Raw genomic sequence first — 12,858 nt, 5'->3', positions numbered from 1 at the left:
ATTACTCACCACTTGCAGAAGTGGGAGTCTTCTCGACTGAGATAAAATGTATCACTTTACAAATACTTCCTGTTTGTAGAATAGCAAAAAAGCAATTGATAAAGACTGTTATACTAACAATCTTACCAATTGCTTTTTTGTTAACTGATTATCTCAGGATTTCTATCACTTTTGTTATTCAGCATCAGAAGATGCTCCATCTTGTGTATCTGAATCTGTCGTAGATGTCGGATAATAGATATAATTACATTTCAGTACTTCACTTGACAATCCATTATCATCAATTGCAACCAGGGACAGTATATTATTTCCTTCCGGAATATCAAGTGCACCACGATATACAGAAGAATTACTGGTCGGTGTGCTGCCATCCCAGGTATAATATACCGTTGTTCCGGATGGAACTGTCACAAGTACCGATTTCTGTTCATGATAGGTTCCTCCGTCCGGATAAACAGATGGCATATCCGGCGCATCCAGTTCAATATTATACTCTGCGGATACCGGTTCACTGTATTTGCCATTTTTGTCCATGGCAATTGCAGTAAGTGTTGTCTTACCCTGCTCCTCAATCTGAATCGGATCCTCATACTTCTTATCCGCATCAGTCGGAACGCTTCCATCCAACGTATAATAGATATCGATTCCTTTGCCATCTACAGAAAGCGTCACTTCCAGAAATTCATTATAGTTGCCGCCCTCTTTATCTATTTCCGGAGCAGCAAGTAAATACTGGTCAAACAGAGACAGAATCTTGCTGTCTGTCACCTTACTCTTTAATGCCAGAATCTGATCATAAGAATTATTGCTGTCATACAGGCTCAGTAACTGTTCATAAGCTTTTTTGCAGCTTGGGTTCTGATCGATCACCCACAGCAAAACCGTTTCCGCCTTTGCATCCTGTTTCATCAGGACATAGATCTGACCTTCCAGAACCAATGCATCTTCATTTTCAGAATCCAGCTGCAGTACATATTCTGCATACTGAAGCGCACTGGTATAATTTTTCTGATCCAATGCTTCTGTTGCCTTTTTCAGCTGGTAACTTACAGAATTGCTGTGATTATACTGCATCACACCAAAGGCAACTGCCAGCGCCGCAATCAAAAGTACCACCAGAATTACCAATGTCTTTCTGGCTTTTTTTCGTTTCTTTTCCAACATTCGCTTCTTCTTTTTCTTCGAAGAATCAGATGCGGTCTTTGTACCATGCGGTTTCTGATCCGTCTTTTCTGCCGTTTTTTCTATACTTACCAGCGTTTCTGTCTGACTGCCACTCTTTTCTTCCTCTTCCAGCATGGAACGAAGCAGATCATCTTCCAATATATTAATTTCTGTTACAATCTGTGCTTCCTGCCCGCAATTGGAACAATACACACATCCCGGGCGAATTTCTGCACCACACTTCGCACATTTCATGTTCTGTCCTCTTAGCGCATCGTCTCTACACAATTATTCATCAGCATTGCGATCGTCATCGGTCCAACACCACCTGGTACCGGTGTAATCGCACTTGCAAGCGGCTCCACAACATCAAAATCCACGTCTCCGCATAATTTCTTACCTTCCAGACGGTGGATTCCAACATCAATTACAACCGCACCCTCTTTTACATATTCTTCTGTGATAAATTTCGGTTTTCCGATGGCAACGATCAGGATATCTGCCTGTTTACACAATTCTTTCAGATTCTTTGTTCTGGAATGTGCAACGGTAACTGTTGCATTTTCACGAAGCATCAGCATTGCCATTGGTTTACCAACGATGTTACTTCTGCCTACGATCACACAGTTTTTTCCTTCCATTTCCACACCGGAACGTTTCAGCAGCTGAATGACGCCCGCAGGTGTACATGGTAAAAATCCTTTACTTCCGATCATCAGTGCTCCTGCGCTCTGCGGATGAAATCCATCTACATCTTTGGATGGATCGATGGCAAGAATTACCTTCTCCTCATCAATATGAGCCGGAAGCGGAAGCTGTACCAGAATTCCGTGTACTTCTTCCTTCTGATTCAATTCCTGAATCAAAGCAAGCAGTTCTTCTTCGGTGGTCTCCTCCGGTAATTCATAAGATTCTGATCCAATTCCGATATATGCACATGCATTTTTCTTATTGCGTACATATACGCTGGATGCCGGATCTCCGCCAACCTGAATAACTGCCAGGGAAGCTGTCTTTCCCTGCTGTGCCAGATCTGCCACTTCTGCTTTTAATTCGTCTTTTATCTCCTGAGAAATTCTTTTCCCATCAACCAATTTTGCCATTCTGCTATGTTGCCTCCAAATCACTTTTATTACATCTATCTTCCGTTGATTCTCACAGTTTGAATCGTTCGTTCCAATCCAAACTGTGAGAACGTTACAAATTCATTTAGAATAAACCGGTGATCACGCCGTCTGCGTTTACATTGATATTATTTGCTGCCGGTACTTTTGGTAATCCAGGCATTGTCATGATCGCACCTGTCACTACAACCACAAATCCTGCACCAGCATTTGCGTATACTTCACGGACATTAATGGTAAATCCGCTCGGGCGACCAAGTTTGTGCTGGTCATCAGACAGAGAGTACTGTGTCTTAGCCATGCATACCGGGAAATCTCCCATACCAAGGTCTTCGATTCGTTTTAATTCTTTATTTGCTGCATTCGAATAAGTTACGCCATCTGCACCGTAAATTTCTTTTGCAATTGTTTCAATCTTCTCTTTCAGAGATAATTTATCATCATATAATACTTTGAAGTTGCTCTCTTTGTTTTCAAGAGCATCCAGTACTTTCTCTGCCAGAGCGATTCCGCCCTCGCCGCCTTTCTCCCATACTTCGGAGAGTGCGAACTCACAACCACGCTCTTTGCAGAACTGCTCGATATAATCAAGTTCTGCCTGTGTATCTGTTGCAAATGCATTTAATGTTACAACAACCGGAACTCCGAATTTCTGAAGGTTCTCGATGTGTTTCTCAAGGTTTACAATACCTGCTTTTACTGCCTCCAGATTCTCCTGTGCCAGATCTGCTTTTGCCACACCGCCATTGTATTTTAATGCACGAACCGTTGCAACCAGAACAACTGCATCCGGTTTCAGTCCTGCCATACGGCATTTGATATCAAAGAATTTCTCTGCACCAAGGTCTGCACCGAAACCTGCTTCTGTGATGGTAATGTCTGCCAGTTTCATTGCTGTCTTTGTAGCACGTACACTGTTGCATCCATGTGCGATATTCGCGAATGGTCCACCGTGTACGATGGCCGGTGTATGCTCCAGAGTCTGAACAAGGTTCGGTTTCAAGGCATCCTTTAACAGAGCTGCCATAGCACCTGTTGCATGCAGATCATCTGCTGTTACCGGTTTTCCTTCAAAAGAATATGCAACGATCATACGGCCAAGTCTGCGTTTCAAATCTTCCATATCATCTGCCAGACATAAAACTGCCATGATCTCAGATGCTACTGTGATAACAAAATGATCTTCTCTTACCATTCCGTCCATTTTGCTTCCAAGTCCGACAACGATGTTACGAAGTACACGGTCGTTCATATCCAGACAACGTTTCCATACCACCTGACGTGGATCAATACCAAGCTGATTTCCCTGCTGAATATGATTATCCATCATTGCTGCAAGCAGGTTATTTGCAGATGTGATAGCATGGAAATCTCCTGTAAAATGAAGGTTCAGATCTTCCATCGGTACAACCTGTGAATATCCACCACCTGCTGCTCCACCTTTAATACCAAAACATGGTCCAAGGGACGGCTCACGCAATGCAAGGATTGCTTTTTTTCCCATTTTACAAAAAGCCTGTGCCAGACCAATACTTGTGGTTGTTTTTCCTTCTCCTGCCGGTGTCGGATTGATTGCTGTCATCAGCACCAGTTTTCCGTCCGGACGATCCTGTACTCTTTTGATGAGATCATCACTTAATTTTGCTTTGTACTTTCCGTACAGTTCCAGATCATCCTCGCCGATTCCGATCTGCTCAGCCACCTTCCCGATTGGCTCCATCACTGCTTCCTGTGCAATTTCGATATCTGTTTTCATTGGTATACCTCCTACTAATTTATAATTGAACAAAATGTTCCAAACAACTTTAACTCTAAAATATATACTAGATTCAAACACACTTTAGGCATCACTTCCACTGAGTACCTGCTGAAATTCTTCCAGACTCATCAGTACCCGCCGCGGCTTGGTTCCCTCTTCCGGTCCGACGACACCAGCTTCTTCCAGCTGATCCATAATACGCGCTGCACGGTTAAATCCAATCTTGAACATACGTTGCAGCATACCAATGGAACCTTTTTCTTTTTCTATGATAAACTTTCCGGCATCTGCAAAGTACGCATCCCTGTCATCTGCCGTATTCGTAAATCCACTGCCATTTCCAATGCTGCTCTCGGAAGTATTTACTTTTTCCTCGACTTCTGCATTATAAGCTACTTGACCATTTTTTTCAATAATATATTCTACCACATCCGACACTTCTTTGTCCGTGACAAAAGCTCCCTGTACACGCAATGGCTTCTGATAGTTCTGCGGATAAAACAACATATCACCTTTTCCAAGCAGTTTTTCCGCACCGTTCATATCCAGAATGGTTCTGGAATCCACACCAGAAGTTACGGCAAATGCAATACGGGACGGCATATTTGCCTTGATCAGGCCGGTAATAACGTTTACAGACGGACGCTGTGTAGCAATGACCAGATGCATGCCCGCTGCACGGGCAAGCTGTGCCAGACGACAGATCGCATCCTCAACATCATTGGAAGCTACCATCATCAGATCTGCCAGCTCGTCTACGATAATGACGATCTGTGGCATTTTCTTCGGTTTGTCCTCTCCCGGAAGATCCTGAATGGACTCTACCTTCTTATTATAACCTTTCATATCTCGGACACCGTACTTCTGGAAGGTCTGATAACGTTCCATCATTTCAGAAACTGCCCAGTGAAGTGCACCGGCTGCTTTCTTCGGATCCGTTACAACCGGAATCAACAGATGCGGTATTCCATTGTACACGCTCAGCTCTACTACTTTCGGATCGATCATGATCAGTTTTACTTCGTCCGGTTTTGCTTTGTACAAAATACTCATAATGATCGTATTGATACATACAGACTTACCGGAACCGGTAGCACCTGCGATCAGCAAATGCGGCATCTTGGCAATATCTGCCACAATGACATGACCTGCGATATCTTTTCCTGTACAGAATGAAATCTTCGATGCATGATCCTGAAACTCTCTGGATTCTACCAGATCACGGAACGGGATTGTCACATTTTCTTTGTTCGGCACTTCGATACCGATGGCTGATTTTCCCGGAATCGGTGCTTCAAAACGAATATCCGGAACTGCCAGGTTCAATTTGATATCATCTGCCAGTCCAAGGATCTTACTTACCTTTACCCCCATCTCCGGCTGAATCTCATACTGTGTGACGGTTGGTCCGCAGACTACGTTAGTCACACGCGCGTTTACGCCAAAATTTGTCAGTGTCATCTGAAGTTTTGCAGACATTTCCTGCAAATGCTGTCTGGAATCTCCCGTCTGATTCGGATCACCTTTCTGTAAAAGGGAAACATCCGGGAATACATATGCCCGCGCATGTTCCTCCCCCGCATGTTCTGCGATCTCCTCACGCACATCGGCAACTTCCTGTTCCACCTGCTCAGCAGACTGTTTCGGCTGACCACCGTGATGCGACCTTTTCTTTAACTCCGGTTCCGGCTGTGAGATTCCTGCCCCTTCTAAGCCGGCTGTATCCTGCATCGGAGTCTTCGGCTGCGCCGTTTCTCTGACCGGTTTCTTCGTCTCCGGATAAGGATTCTGCTCCCCGGATAAATGAATCTCCGGCTGCGGATGCTGCGCCCAAAAGTCATCCGACTGCACCTGTGTGATATCCTCCGGCTCCGTCACCGGCATCTGCACCGTTGCAGCTGTTTTTCGTTTCTTAGCCGCACCTGCCGTCGGCTCACTTCCGGCAAGCACATCTTCTCTGATCGGATCCTGCGGATTCAAAGATAATTCACTCATATTCTCCGTCACTTTTTCTTCTTTTCGTGGACGGATCTTTGTGTCCAATGCCACACCGCTGACTTTCCGATTCATACGACGTTCTTTTTTTCTATCATTTCCTGTCATCTGCTCGCGCTGAGACTGACGCTCACGGTTTCGTTCCTGCGCTGCCGCTCTTCTGCGCGCTGCATCCGAACGTGCAGACTCATAGACATGCTTACTGCCTTTTGATACGCCCTTAAAGAAGGATTTTTCTGTCAAAAGCACTACTGCGATCACCATAATCAAGATATCCAGCAGTACCGCCCCCATCATGCCAAAACATTTTGAAAATCCAATCCCGATCAGTCCTCCGACCAGTCCTCCTCCTGTCTTTGAGGAAGCACACTCTGTGTACAATTGTGTCACCTTTCCCGGCACCTGATCCCACCAGCAGACAATATGTGCAAAAACGCACAAAAAAACAAACAGCAGGATTCCTGCCGTCGCTTTCATGATTGCTCTCCCGGAATATGTATATCCAGTTCGTGTCCGCTGTTGGTTTGATACCATAAATGCCGGGATCAGAAATACCGGGATTGGAAAAATATAAGCCAGCACACCAAACATTCCAAAGGAAAATTTACTCAGTGCATTTCCCACAATTCCGCCTTTTCCAATATTTCCGATAAAAAGGAGAATTGCAAATGCCAGAAATGCAAAAAGCAGCAATTCTGCACGCCATGTAAATGTCGGTGCAGAACTGCTTTTTCCTCTTCCGTTTGCAGAACTTTTTCTGCCGGAAGTCTTCTTTCCGGATGTTTTCTTTCTGGTAGATGTCGTTCTTTTCTGAGTTGCCATATAACACCTTTCTCTATCTGTTCCTCAACCTTATGTGGTAACAAAATAACCAATGATCGACACGATACCAACGATCAGACAGTAGATTGAGAAAAACTTAAACTTTCTTTTTTTCACAATGACAAGCATTGTTTTGATACAAATATAACCAACTACGGCTGCGACTGCCATACCAATTGCATAATGGATCAGGTCAGTACGCATCAGTGCTTCGCTACCAATATCCTTTAACTGTAATACCATTGCTCCAAGAATTGCCGGGATTGACATGATAAAGGAATATTTTACTGCAAATCTACGATCCAGACCGTTCAGCACACAGGCTGTGATCGTAGTTCCGGAACGGGAAAGTCCCGGTAATGTTGCAACGCCCTGACAGATACCGATAATAAATGCGTTGGCATAACTGGTCTGTTTTGGTTTCTTGTGCCCTTCCGGTATCCGGTCACAGACAAACAGCAGCGCTGCCGTAATGATCAGACAGATTCCCGGAACGATCAGCACCTCGGAAGCCGCCGTAACAAGATCCGCTCCCACATAGCCGATAATGCCCGTCGGTATCGTAGAGACGATCACAAGCATGACCATTTTGCGGTAACTGTTATATATCACATGGCGGTATGCGCCGTCTTTTCCTCTCCGTTTCTGCATCCAGGTCACCAGATTATAGCCACCGTCAATCAGCATGCCGATAAACTCGATCACCAGTCGAATGATATCTTTGTAATACACAATGCAGATTGCCACCAAGGTTCCCACATGGAGCATAACATCAAACAGCAGACCTGTCTCTGTATTAACATCAAATAATATTTTAAAAAGCGCCAGATGACCAGAGCTGCTGACCGGCAGAAATTCTGTCAGTCCCTGGATCAGTCCCATCAGTATGGATTGTAACAATGACATTGCACACGCCCTCATCTTTCGTATCAGTATCACAGGTTCTTTTTCCTGCGCCTGTATATCATATCATACTTTCCAAAAGATGTCATCTGTGTTTTTTATTTTTCCGAACATATATTCTATTACACTTATATCCGCTCATCGTTGATCATAAAATGCAGGCGGCGCACAGCATCATTGATTCCGCCCACTTCGTTAATAATGCCTTCTTCTACTGCCTGATGCCCCACCAGTATCGTCCCCAGATCCTTTGTCAGCATGCTTGTATTCAGCATCAGTTCCTCGATCCGCTCCTGTTTCACCATACAATGAGACGCGATAAATCCGGTAATACGATCCTGCATCTGTTGAAAATACTCATACGTCTGTGGTGCACCGATCACCGTTCCGCTCATCCGTACCGGATGGATCACCATGGTTCCCGTTGGCACAATATAGGAATAATCGGCTGCCACTGCCAGCGGCACGCCGATGGAATGACTGCCGCCAAGCACCAGCGAAACCACCGGTTTGCTTAAAGATGCGATCATCTCTGCAATCGCCAGTCCTGACTCAACATCACCGCCTACCGTATTCAAAAGCACCAGCAAACCATCCACGGTTCGGTCATCTTCTGCCTCTGCCAGCTTTGGCAGTACATGCTCATATTTCGTTGTTTTTGTATTTGACGCCAGACATTCATGTCCTTCCACTTCTCCGATAATGGAAAGCAGCTGAATGTTATGCTGCTGGCGGTTTTCGTTTAACTCTATCTGTCCATACTCTTTAATTTCTTCATTTTCCAGGGCTTTTTTCTCTGCCATCACACAATTCCTCCATTTTCCATATAGATATAAAATCCAGTTCTCATCTAATTTATTTCTTTGAGTATGTGTGATTTCAAAAAAAATATGCTCACACAGAGCCGTTCTGCATGAGCATATCTGAATTTTCATATGTTATTTTCATAATTTTTCAATCGCAATATTTCCGGCAAATACAATGTTTCTGTAAAAATCCGAAATATCACGTTTCCACCATAGGAATCAGAACAAATCTTATCCGATCAGATAATTGTACAGTCCCTCGTAACGTCCGGCAGATACTCTCCAGGAGAAGTCTTTTGCCATACCGCGGTCTACGATCTGATTCCACTGACGTTTCCGTTCAAAGAAGATCGTCTTGGAGTAATTGATGACATTGAGCATATCTTCGCCGTTATAATTTGTGAAGGAGAATCCTGTACCGGTATTCTCATACTCGTTATAAGGCTCTACGGTATCTTTCAGTCCACCGGTCTCACGTACGATCGGCACGGTTCCATAACGGAATGCCATCATCTGTGTCAGACCACATGGTTCGAATCTGGACGGCATCAGGAATGCATCTGCAGACGCGTACAATTTCTGAGCCAGATCAGAATCATAGCAGATATTTGCTGAAACGCGGTCACCGTATTTCCATGCAAAATGGCGGAACATATTTTCATAACGCTCCTCACCGGTTCCGATCACAACAAACTGAGTATTGTCATCCAGAATCCGTTCAAATACATAGTCAACCAGATCCAGACCTTTCTGATCTGTCAGACGGGAAATCAGTCCGATCATATATTTCTTCTTATCTACGGTCAGACCAAGCATTTCCTGTAATTTCACTTTATTTTCTACTTTTTTCTTGCGGAAGTTGTCACGGTTATAATTTACAAACAGCTTTGGATCCGTCTCCGGGTTGTAAATATCGTAATCAATACCGTTTACGATTCCCTGCATATCAAAATGACGTGCGGAGAGCAGTCCGTCCAGTCCTTCTCCATAATACGGTGTCTGAATCTCCTGCGCATAAGTATCGCTGACTGTGGTGATATAATCGGCATATACCAGACCACCTTTTAACATATTTGCATCTTTCTGGAACTCCAGTTTATCCGGTGTAAAGAGTTCTTTCGGGAATCCGGTCAGCCCCATCATCGTTTTGACATCCCATACGCCCTGGAATTTTAGATTATGAATCGTCATAATCGCTTTCATGCCCCAGAAGAACATATCTCCCTGGAATTCTGTTTTCAAAAATACCGGGATCAGACCTGCCTGCCAGTCATGGCAGTGGATAATATCCGGCTGGAAACCAATCTGTGGCAGCATAGATAATACTGCTTTATCAAAAAATGTAAATTTCTCAATGTCGTAACGGATATCACCATATGGCAAGAAGCAGTTAAAGTATTCCTGATTATCAATGAAATAATATGTGATACCATCCAGCTCGTATTTTAAAACACCCACATATTTGCTTGGAATGTAAGGACCTGTGCCCATATAAAAATGTGTTACATACTCGAATTTATTCCGGTATTTTTCCGGGATACAGGAATAGTTCGGAATGACTACACGAATATCCCATTCCTTTTTATCAAACTGTTTCGGGAGCGCTCCACATACATCTGCAAGTCCCCCGGTTTTAATAAATGGTACACACTCTGAAGCTGCAAATAAAACCTTTTTCATTCTGAACCCCCTGATTCTCATTCCGGAATGACTTCCGGTCTGCATTCAAATTTATTAAAATCATTATACCATACAAAAGCGTTCTTGTAAAAGGGCAGATGCAAAAAAGGTTACACATTTACCATTCATATGCACCAGTCGAAAAACGTTCTTTCTGACTTCTCCATAATAAGTGAATCGTAACATTCCAAAAAAGAAAGAGACGCCGGTTTCGACATCTCTCTCCATTATTTCACAATTTTCAGTTCGAACAATCGTCTGTATGATTACTCGTCCCAGTTATGATATACCTGCTGTACATCATCATCTGCATCCAGCAGATCCAAAATCTTGTTGATGCAGTACAGATCCTGCTCATCTGTCAGCTCTACATAAGTCTGAGGAATCATAGTAACCTCTGCACTTGCCATCTCAATACCAGCTTCTTCGAGAGCCTGTCTTACTTCGCTGAAAGAATCCGGATCTGTGATGATCTCAAAGCTGTCCTCTTCCTCATTGAAATCCTCTGCTCCTGCGTCCAGAGCTGCCATCATCAGATCGTCTGCGTCCATATCACAGTTCTCTTTGTCAATGATGATCTGTCCTTTTTTATCAAACATGTAAGATACACAACCCGGTGTTCCTACATTTCCTTTTCCTTTTGTGAATGCATTTCTTACGTTTGCTGCTGTACGGTTCTTGTTGTCTGTCAGCGCGTCAACGATGATCGCTGTACCGTTCGGACCATATCCTTCATAAGAAACATACTCGTAATTTACGGAGTTTGCATCTCCGGCAGCTTTCTTAATACCACGGTCAATGGTATCGTTCGGCATGTTATTTGCTTTTGCTTTTGCGATAACATCACGAAGTCTGCTGTTGTTTGCCGGATCCGGACCGCCTTCTTTTACGGCAACTGCGATCTCACGTCCGATAATTGTAAAGATTTTTCCTTTTGCAGCGTCATTTTTCTCTTTTTTATGTTTAATATTTGCAAACTTTGAATGTCCTGACATATCTATCTCTCCCTATCTTTTTTCAAAACTGTCGTATATTATAACACAATCGACTTATCTTGACAAGATGTACTCTTTTGGTATTACGCCTGATGTTACTCTTTTGCTTCTTCCTGCTCCAGTTTTTTCACCCGCACCGTACGGATGACTTTATTTTCCACCAGCAAAACGTCAAACTCAAATCCAAAGGCTTCCACCCGGAATACTTCCCCGTCATTCGGGATCTTATTAATCCTTGAAACCAGGAATCCGCTCAATGTATCAAAATCTTCCGTTTCTTCCTGTGGAATCTCTAACAGTTCACAGACCTCATCAAAATCCGTCATGCCATCCACAAGATAACTTCCATCGGATTCCTCTACGATCTGCTCTTCCACGGTATCATGCTCATCAAAAATATTGCCGACGATCTCTTCCAGAATATCTTCCATGGTCACCAGACCTGCCGTCTGACCATACTCGTCTACCACGATCACCATATGGATCTTCTGGGACTGCATATTTTTGAACAGCACATCAATATTCCGTGTTTCCGGGATAAACGGAGCCGGACGGATGAGGTTATCAATGGTGGTAAGCTGTTTTTCCAGCACTGACGGTTCCTGCATCTGATTTAAAATGTCTTTGATATGTATGATACCGACAATGTTGTCAATATCATCCAGATAAACCGGATAACGTGAATACGCCATGTCACGGATCTGCACCAGCGCCTCCTGCAGCGTCTCCTGTCCATCCAGTGCCATGATCTGTTTCCGGTGAATCATAATATCTTTTGCTTCTTTCTGATCCAGCGTAAAAATGTTGTTGATCATTTCCGCTTCGCTCTCCTGAAGCACACCATGCTCATGCCCCTCATTTACCATAGACATGATTTCCTGTTCTGTCAGATCCTCTCCGCTTCCTCTGCGGCTTTTTCCAAACAGTTTTTTCAGTCCTTTGCCAAAATTATTTAACGGACTGCCATCATCCTCCATCAACTCATACTCCTTCCAAAATCGTTGTGTACTTTTTTCAGAATAGCATCTGTCTTATGATCCGTCAAGATTATGTAACCTAAAGATCCAGACTGATCTGTAATGCTCTTCCGACTTTCTTCATAATGTCACTGTCCAGATGACAGATACGGTCTTTCAACCGCGTTTTATCAATGGTTCGTAATTGTTCCAGTAAAATTACGGAATCCTTCACCATATGATATCTGGCAGCATTTAGTTCAATGTGTGTCGGCAATTTTGCCTTATTCATCCGTGATGTGATCGCCGCACAGATCACCGTTGGACTGTGGCGGTTCCCGACATCATTCTGGATGATCAGAACCGGTCGTACCCCGCCCTGTTCCGAACCGACCACCGGTCGTAAATCTGCATAATAAATATCTCCTCGTCGAATTAACATTTCATACACTCCATTTTTTAAGGTTACTGACATTCTTCCCATTTTCAGCGTGTGTATTCCTGTTATTTTTATATCAAACCAAGAAGCAGCTTCCACTTTTACAAGTGCTTACAATAAACATACTGTAATTCTGAAAAATATTTTGCAGATCAATCACCGTTCCAGATTCAAGTCGAACGCACGTGAGACTTGGTGCGTGATTCTGGTCAGCG

The 12,858-nt window shown here is 43.7% G+C and carries 10 protein-coding genes; all 10 read right to left on the bottom strand.

The genetic code is table 11. The features are described from left to right. Nucleotides 1–174: 174 nt before the first annotated feature. Complete coding sequence (locus LG34_RS00490) at nucleotides 175–1,419, bottom strand: chitobiase/beta-hexosaminidase C-terminal domain-containing protein (RefSeq protein WP_109214363.1); 1,245 nt, start codon at nucleotides 1,417–1,419, stop codon at nucleotides 175–177. A gap of 11 nt (nucleotides 1,420–1,430) precedes the next feature. Next, nucleotides 1,431–2,267: a bifunctional methylenetetrahydrofolate dehydrogenase/methenyltetrahydrofolate cyclohydrolase FolD gene (gene folD / locus LG34_RS00485; protein ID WP_109214362.1), complete on the bottom strand. Its 837-nt coding sequence runs from the start codon at nucleotides 2,265–2,267 to the stop codon at nucleotides 1,431–1,433. Nucleotides 2,268–2,373: 106 nt separating this feature from the next. Then, complete coding sequence (locus LG34_RS00480) at nucleotides 2,374–4,044, bottom strand: formate--tetrahydrofolate ligase (protein WP_109214361.1); 1,671 nt, start codon at nucleotides 4,042–4,044, stop codon at nucleotides 2,374–2,376. Nucleotides 4,045–4,128: 84 nt separating this feature from the next. After that, nucleotides 4,129–6,864 (bottom strand): FtsK/SpoIIIE family DNA translocase, encoded by a 2,736-nt coding sequence (locus LG34_RS00475; RefSeq protein WP_109214360.1) that lies wholly within the window; start codon nucleotides 6,862–6,864, stop codon nucleotides 4,129–4,131. Between the two features lie 30 nt (nucleotides 6,865–6,894). Further along, on the bottom strand, nucleotides 6,895–7,770 hold the full coding sequence (locus LG34_RS00470) for an undecaprenyl-diphosphate phosphatase (RefSeq protein ID WP_109214359.1): 876 nt from the start codon (nucleotides 7,768–7,770) through the stop codon (nucleotides 6,895–6,897). A gap of 125 nt (nucleotides 7,771–7,895) precedes the next feature. After that, complete coding sequence (locus LG34_RS00465) at nucleotides 7,896–8,570, bottom strand: ClpP family protease (RefSeq protein WP_109214358.1); 675 nt, start codon at nucleotides 8,568–8,570, stop codon at nucleotides 7,896–7,898. Nucleotides 8,571–8,804: 234 nt separating this feature from the next. Then, the gene (gene glgA, locus LG34_RS00460; protein ID WP_109214357.1) at nucleotides 8,805–10,253 is read right to left on the bottom strand and encodes a glycogen synthase GlgA; all 1,449 of its coding nucleotides are present in this window, start codon (nucleotides 10,251–10,253) and stop codon (nucleotides 8,805–8,807) included. A gap of 266 nt (nucleotides 10,254–10,519) precedes the next feature. After that, entirely contained in the window at nucleotides 10,520–11,248 is a 729-nt protein-coding gene (locus LG34_RS00455; RefSeq protein WP_109214356.1) for a YebC/PmpR family DNA-binding transcriptional regulator, read from the bottom strand. A 95-nt stretch (nucleotides 11,249–11,343) separates the two neighbouring features. Beyond that, nucleotides 11,344–12,225 carry a hemolysin family protein gene (locus tag LG34_RS00450; protein ID WP_109214355.1) on the bottom strand — a complete coding sequence of 294 codons (882 nt, stop codon included), beginning with the start codon at nucleotides 12,223–12,225 and terminating at the stop codon, nucleotides 11,344–11,346. A gap of 79 nt (nucleotides 12,226–12,304) precedes the next feature. Then, a complete protein-coding gene (locus tag LG34_RS00445) occupies nucleotides 12,305–12,646 on the bottom strand; it encodes a type II toxin-antitoxin system PemK/MazF family toxin (RefSeq protein WP_109214364.1) in 342 nt (113 codons plus the stop codon). Between the last annotated feature and the right edge of the window lie 212 nt (nucleotides 12,647–12,858).

Origin of the sequence: Eubacterium ramulus, from assembly GCF_003122485.1 — a bacterium.
In the GTDB taxonomy this organism is placed as follows: domain Bacteria; phylum Bacillota; class Clostridia; order Lachnospirales; family Lachnospiraceae; genus Eubacterium_I; species Eubacterium_I ramulus_A.
Note: the sequence above shows the minus strand (reverse complement) of the source record. Positions and strands in the feature narration are given on the sequence as shown.

What these genes read in the sequence shown, in the direction of transcription:
- LG34_RS00475 (WP_109214360.1), bottom strand. Translation starts at nt 6,864, where the DNA reads ATGGCAACTCAGAAAAGAACGACATCTACCAGAAAGAAAACATCCGGA.
- LG34_RS00450 (WP_109214355.1), bottom strand. Translation starts at nt 12,225, where the DNA reads ATGGAGGATGATGGCAGTCCGTTAAATAATTTTGGCAAAGGACTGAAA.
- LG34_RS00470 (WP_109214359.1), bottom strand. Translation starts at nt 7,770, where the DNA reads ATGTCATTGTTACAATCCATACTGATGGGACTGATCCAGGGACTGACA.
- LG34_RS00480 (WP_109214361.1), bottom strand. Translation starts at nt 4,044, where the DNA reads ATGAAAACAGATATCGAAATTGCACAGGAAGCAGTGATGGAGCCAATC.
- folD (WP_109214362.1), bottom strand. Translation starts at nt 2,267, where the DNA reads ATGGCAAAATTGGTTGATGGGAAAAGAATTTCTCAGGAGATAAAAGAC.
- LG34_RS00465 (WP_109214358.1), bottom strand. Translation starts at nt 8,570, where the DNA reads ATGGCAGAGAAAAAAGCCCTGGAAAATGAAGAAATTAAAGAGTATGGA.
- LG34_RS00445 (WP_109214364.1), bottom strand. Translation starts at nt 12,646, where the DNA reads ATGTTAATTCGACGAGGAGATATTTATTATGCAGATTTACGACCGGTG.
- LG34_RS00455 (WP_109214356.1), bottom strand. Translation starts at nt 11,248, where the DNA reads ATGTCAGGACATTCAAAGTTTGCAAATATTAAACATAAAAAAGAGAAA.
- LG34_RS00490 (WP_109214363.1), bottom strand. Translation starts at nt 1,419, where the DNA reads ATGAAATGTGCGAAGTGTGGTGCAGAAATTCGCCCGGGATGTGTGTAT.
- glgA (WP_109214357.1), bottom strand. Translation starts at nt 10,253, where the DNA reads ATGAAAAAGGTTTTATTTGCAGCTTCAGAGTGTGTACCATTTATTAAA.